Origin of the sequence: uncultured Leptotrichia sp., from assembly GCF_938036635.1 — a bacterium.
GTDB classification, from domain to species: Bacteria; Fusobacteriota; Fusobacteriia; order Fusobacteriales; family Leptotrichiaceae; genus Leptotrichia; species Leptotrichia hongkongensis.
In genome coordinates this window covers 1-6,374 of the sequence record NZ_CALHQO010000500.1, presented here as the reverse complement: position 1 = coordinate 6,374, position 6,374 = coordinate 1, and the positions used below count along the sequence as shown (strand labels likewise).

The following is a 6,374-nucleotide window of genomic DNA, read 5'->3' as shown; positions in this document are numbered from 1 at the left end:
ACGCCTCCAAAATCCTATTTTTCAGAAGTTTATTCAAAAATCTTCTCGCCGTAGAATCCGAAACATTCAAAATCTTTTGAGCCTCACTATTATCAATATAATTATTTTCCTCAAAATACACTTTCAGTATTTTCAGCCTTTGTAACTCTTTATCAGTCAAAATATCAGTCATTTTTAAGTCATTTTTTTCTTTTTTCACAATATTTCTACTTTCTTCTGTCATATACAACCGTAAATTTAACAACCATTCTTCTTTTTTATAATCATTCATTGATATTCTTATTGATATTTCAGGATTATATTTTTCTTCCATCAACAAAAATTACAACGAAAAAATGTTCTAGTTACACACTTTTTACGACGAAAAAATGCAAACATATTGCAAAAATTATAACGATACTTCATTATTTTTAAATTTGCTAAAAGCCATACAAACCCCTTTTTTCATTAAATAGTAGCTTTAACAACTCTATTATAATAGAAAATGTTTCTTACTTGAAAATTTTATTTCTGCATAACTTATTTTTAAACCTTATCTGTATTATCATTAATCAATTCCAAATAGTCATTTCCCCAATCGCATAAAGTTTTTAATACAGGCTCAATAGAACTACCTATGTCAGTTAGAGAATATTCAACTTTTGGAGGAATTTCAGGATAAATAGTTCTTTTTATTATTTTTTTATCTTCAAGTTCTCTCAATTGCTCTGTCAAAGTTTTTGTAGTAATATTTCCTAGGTTTCTTTGCAATTCATTAAATCTGACCACTTTTTTAATATACAAATTCCATAAAATCCTTAATTTCCATTTTCCACTGAGTATGTTTATTCCTAACTCCATTGGACAAACTTTTGAAACTGCTTCTGTTTTTGACATATTTTTCCTTCCTTTAATAAAGTATCAAAAAAGATACTTTATATCAAAAATGTGCGTACTTGTATTGATTACAAGAGGTATGTTATACTTTATTATATCAAAAATAATAGAAAGATGAAAGGGTGAGAAGATATGATAATAGACAGTCACCAACATTTAATATTGCCAACAGAATTACAAATTGAACAAATGAATAAAGCAGGAGTAGACAAGGCAATACTTTTTACAACGACTCCACATCCTGAAAAAGCTAAAACATTGACTGAATTTAAAAATGAGATGTCAATTTTATTTAAAATTTTAGGAGGAGAAAATTCTCTTGAAAATAATAAAAAAAGATTTAAAAAGGATATTTCTGATTTAATAAAAGTAATAAATAATTATCCTGATAAATTTTATAGCTTTGGAACTGTTCCACTTGGATTATCCCTTGAAGAAACTCAAATCTGGATAAAACAATATATTATTGACAATGGATTAAAAGGCGTTGGCGAATTTACACCAGGAAATGATGAGCAAGTAAGCCAATTGGAAACAATTTTTAAAGCACTAAAACACTATGAAAACTTTCCCATATGGGTTCACACTTTTAATCCAGTCACTCTAAACGGTATAAAAATTCTTGAAAATCTCACAAGAAAATATTCCAAAACACCAGTAATTTTTGGACATATGGGAGGTTATAACTGGATGGAAGTAACAGATTTTGTAAAAAATACACCAAATGCCTACATTGATTTATCCGCCGCTTTTTCTACACTCGCATTAAAAATGATAATAACAGAAGTTCCTGACAAATGTCTATTTAGTTCTGACGCTCCTTACGGTGATTCATTTTTAAATAAACAAGCAATAGAATATTTAAGTCCATCTAAAAAAATATCAGATAAAATACTTGGAGAGAATATCATAAAATTATTGGGATTAAAATAAATTTTAACAGGGGTATTCTTACCATACCCCTATTTATCTTCAAAATTTTTCTACATTGACTAAAAATTTACTCCTGATTTAAAATAAAAAGCTTTTTTAAAATTTAAATAGGGGTATAAGGATTAAGCTGTGTCTGAAAACTCAAAATCTATGTTATTTTTAATATTTTTTGATTTTAGAAATTATACAAAGTACGATATAATCAGTATTTATTATTTTTGAATTTAGAAAAATTTGTTAAAAATTCATCATTTTGAGAGTTTTAAGACATTCCCTAATTCAAAAATCTCAAAATCATTTCCAATAAATTTATTCCATTTCAATAACCGCCATATATGGCAAATGATCCGACAGCTTTGTCCATTCCTGCGAATCATCATTTATAAAAAAACTTTGCTTAGTTCTGTAATTTGCATCTTTTTTTGCCATTATATAGTCAATTCTCTGTGTTTCAAGATTTCTGTTTTCAAGATTTGATTTATTTTCTAAATCCTTGCCTTCAAAATAAGTGTCATTCCAGTTTTCAGTAATTTTACGATAATGCTCTGTTGTTGGCAAAAGGTTAAAATCACCGCATAAAAATTTCACATCTCCCTTAAAATAATCTATAACTGTCATTAAATCATCAATTTGGGTACTTTTTACTGTAGGTTCATAATCTAGATGAGTATTTATAACCAAAATATGTTTTTTATACTTTGAACTAATTTGTGTCGCTAAAACCTGTCTTTTTTCATTTCCAGCAGACGGCAGCTCGTGAACATATATATTTTTCACATCATATTTTGAAACAAACGCAATTCCAAATTCTCCCTTATCAAAATCCATTGCCTTTTGAAAATAATAATAATTATACCCAAGTTCAAGTGCAAAATCCTGCGTTACGTCACGAAAATTACTTCTTTTCGTATTTTTATCAACTTCCTGCAATGCAACAAAATCAGGCTTATATTTTTTTATGCTTTTTGCCAATTTTTTCCCATCCGCAAGCCTTGCTCCATAAATATTGTAAGTCATTATTCTAAATTCCATTTTTTATTTCCTATCCTTTTTATTTTATCTGTATAAGCAATTACCCTATTGATAAAAACCATTCTTATTCATCTTTAGTCAAATATTCATAACTTCGATTTTTATCTTTTCCATCTCCATTTGGAAGCACTTCAAATGTATTGTAATCGCCATCTTCTAAAATTTTTCTTCAATGTTTCAATAATAATTTTCTCTTCCTTAGCAACTTCTTTTTCATAATTTTCATTATTCTCATATATATCTGTTATCCAATTTTTTACTTTAACAAGGGGTACTAACCCCTTGCTTCATAATCCTTCTTTTATTAAATTCTAAAAATATATAATTTTTGAAGAAGTCTATTACTATGTTCCTCTTTATTGCCTAAAATTTAATACCCAGTTTTTCCACTTTCCAATCCTGTTACAATTGCAATTCCTGAACTTGTTCCTAGTCTTGTTGCTCCTAATTCAATATATTTTTTTGCAGTTTCAAGGTCTTTCACTCCACCACTTGCCTTAACTTCTGCTTTATTTCCAACAGTTTTTTTCATAAGCTCTACATCTTCAAATGTTGCCCCTCCTGTTCCAAATCCTGTCGAAGTTTTTACAAAATCTGCCTTTGCATTAACTGATAATTCACATGCTTTCACTTTTTCGCCGTCAGTCAAATAGCAAGTTTCGATTATAACTTTCAGAACATTGCTTCCAATTGCCTCTTTTATTTTTCTGATTTCATTTTCCACTAAATCATAATCCTTGTCCTTCAATGCTCCAACATTAATAACCATATCAATTTCCGAAGCACCGTCTTCAATAGCCTTTTTAGCTTCAAACACCTTAACATCCGTCGCCATCGCTCCCAAAGGAAACCCAACTACTGCCGCAACTTTCACATCGCTGTCCTTAACTTGACTAAAAGCATATTCAACATTCGCCCCATTTACACAAACTGAATAAAATCCATATTCTTTCGCTTCATCGCATAATTTTTTTACATCTTCCCTTGTAGCTGTTGCTTTCAAAATTGTATGATCAATAAATTTGTTTATTTTCATTATTATCATTTCCCTTCCTTAATTTGTTGTTTATTATTTTTATTCTACTATAAGTATACCGAGTTTTTCTCATTTTAGCAACTTTATTTTAAACAAAAAAATACCTCCAAGCCTTTCAGTTTTTTGGTATTTTAATTAAAACAAATTACATTTTATTTTTAAATACTCCTGCATTATTTAAAACCTTATCTTTTACTTCATTTGTAGCGTCTATTTTTTGATATAACGTAGGAGTCCAATCTACTTTTGTTAAACTTTCATCAAATTTATCAATCTTCTGTCCATTAAATATATTATTAACAGTTGTAAGTTCTTTTCCACCAAAGACTTTTACAAAATCTTTATAATCTCTGCCTTCTATATCTGCAACATTGTTTTCAGCATATATTTTTGAATTTTTTCCAACTCCTAAAGAATAAGAATAACTATATTCGCTATTTTTATTGTCTGATTGATAATAATTATTATACACATGAACCTTTCCAAATCTTACTCTTGGTACTCTCCGAACTAAATTATGAAAATAATTATGGTGTAAAGTCACATTCAATTTCCCTTCATCCGCTACTTTTGAATCACTACTACCTATCAAAATTGCTTTATTATGATTTTCAAAAATATTATATGATAAAGTTATGTAATCTGATTGATTTGTTATATCAACTAAACCATCTCTATGCTCATATTTACGACCAAAATATTTTTCAACAGTTTCAGGTCCATCTTGAAAATGACAATGATCTATCCAAATATGAGTACCGCCCTTTATTGAAATACTGTCATACTCAGAATTCCAGTTACCTTCTTTTCCATCTTTCGGATCCCATGATGGAAAATAATCATAAGGAGATTCGAACATTATATTTCTTACAATTACATTATCAGAATCTATTACTAAATCTACACCTTTTAATTTTGCATTTTCAATTCCAATTATACTTGTATTAGCAGGAACATGAACTGTAATATTTTTACTTTGATTTTTTTGAGATTGTCCTCTTTTTGCTTCCTGATCTTCTTTCAAACTTTTAGATGCTGAACTTTGAGAAGCATGAGTTTCCAAATATTTTTCAAAATCATACCCTTTAGCCATATAATCATCCCTCTTTAAAGTCTTACCATTATCATCTGTATCAAAATCTATCGTCCCATATATCATCAAAATCTTAGGCTCCGAATTTTTCCTATTTCCAATTGCTGCAACAAACTCTTTCTTATTTGTAACTTTAAATATATTTTTCTGAACAGCTTGAGCTCCACCCGTAGTTCCTTTACCTTCTGAAGCAAATCCATCATTTTTAGCTAATACTTCTCGTATAAAATCAGTTTTTTCAGCCGAACACAATACTGAAGAAATCATTAAACTAATTACTAAAATTATTTTTTTCATACTTTCATCTCCTTTGTATTTTACTAAAATATCCTCTCTTTGTATTTACATTAAATCATTATAATCAATTGCTGATTCTAAATAAGAAAATAAATTTTTTTAATTAGTGTCATTCGTATTTGTCATAAAATCAATCTTCCATATATATACATATATAATATATAGTACACAAAAAAAGTCAATACTTTTTTCATATTTCAATTTTTAGCAACTATCTTTTAGCAATTGCAGTAAAAGTAAATTTATCAGGATGATAAGTTATTGTTTCATATTGGAAAAGATTTCCGTTGGATAAATAGGCGTAAGTTTCAATGACTACAACTCTGTCAATATTTTCAAGATTTATATGACGTCTTTCCTCATCTGTTGCACTTCTGAATTTTATTTCCCGTCTTGAATACGATATTTTTAAATTTAATTCATTTTCCAGATATTCATAAATAGACTTGCTGGCTATCTCATCATTCAGATAAGTGACTATTTTTCTATCAAAATAAGAAGTGGCGTACTGAACAACTTCGCCATTCAAGGAATATGTACGGACAACCTTGTAAAAATCAGCAGTTTTAGAAACATTAAATTTTTCCATCAGTTCCTCGACACCTTGTACTATATATAGACTAACTAAATTTGCCTTGACATCTATATTTTTTATCTTATTCAATTCCTGAAATGTCTGTATTGAAGTAAGCGAAATATTTTTCAAATCCCCTTTTTCAACCACAATTGACCTTTTACCTTTTATTTTTTGAATATATCCTTCCGATTCCAGCAAAGCAAGTGCTTTTCTCACAGTAAGCACTGAACAGGAATAGTCTTTGGCAAAATCTGCTTCCTTTTTTAAATAATCTTTTGGTTTCAATTTTCCATCTTTAATTTGTTTTTTTATATTGTTATATACTTCTTTATATTTACTCATTCTTTACCTTTCCAAAATTATAGTCAATCCTTTTTAAAATTTGAAGTAAGAATATGTAAAAACACGAAATTGTCTATATCCAACCTTCTATATCGTTCTAAACTGAAATGCTATAATCCCTTTAACATCGTATTTCTTTTTTATAATTTGAATGAAATAACCACAACTTTTAAAGTTAATTTATTATA

The 6,374-nt window shown here is 28.3% G+C and carries 6 protein-coding genes and 1 pseudogene; 1 reads left to right on the top strand and 6 read right to left on the bottom strand.

Annotated elements, in window-relative coordinates; all coding sequences use genetic code 11:
• A pseudogene (locus Q0370_RS10105) lies at positions 1–313 on the bottom strand (Fic family protein); the annotation flags it as partial.
• 212 nt (positions 314–525) lie between these two features.
• The gene (locus Q0370_RS10100) at positions 526–876 is read right to left on the bottom strand and encodes a helix-turn-helix domain-containing protein (protein WP_299575291.1); all 351 of its coding nucleotides are present in this window, start codon (positions 874–876) and stop codon (positions 526–528) included.
• Between the two features lie 132 nt (positions 877–1,008).
• Between Q0370_RS10100 and Q0370_RS10095 the strand changes: the two genes are divergently transcribed.
• Positions 1,009–1,809 (top strand): amidohydrolase family protein, encoded by an 801-nt coding sequence (locus Q0370_RS10095; protein WP_299575289.1) that lies wholly within the window; start codon positions 1,009–1,011, stop codon positions 1,807–1,809.
• 309 nt (positions 1,810–2,118) lie between these two features.
• Here the strand turns inward: Q0370_RS10095 and Q0370_RS10090 are convergent, their stop codons facing one another.
• From Q0370_RS10090 to Q0370_RS10075, 4 genes are all read right to left on the bottom strand, one after another.
• A complete protein-coding gene (locus Q0370_RS10090) occupies positions 2,119–2,841 on the bottom strand; it encodes an endonuclease/exonuclease/phosphatase family protein (RefSeq protein WP_299575287.1) in 723 nt (240 codons plus the stop codon).
• Positions 2,842–3,211: 370 nt separating this feature from the next.
• Positions 3,212–3,877, bottom strand: coding sequence for a deoxyribose-phosphate aldolase (gene deoC, locus Q0370_RS10085; protein WP_299575293.1), 666 nt, complete (start codon positions 3,875–3,877; stop codon positions 3,212–3,214).
• 145 nt (positions 3,878–4,022) lie between these two features.
• Positions 4,023–5,267 carry a pectate lyase gene (locus Q0370_RS10080; RefSeq protein ID WP_299575285.1) on the bottom strand — a complete coding sequence of 415 codons (1,245 nt, stop codon included), beginning with the start codon at positions 5,265–5,267 and terminating at the stop codon, positions 4,023–4,025.
• 211 nt (positions 5,268–5,478) lie between these two features.
• Entirely contained in the window at positions 5,479–6,186 is a 708-nt protein-coding gene (locus tag Q0370_RS10075; protein ID WP_299575283.1) for a GntR family transcriptional regulator, read from the bottom strand.
• Positions 6,187–6,374: the final 188 nt, after the last annotated feature.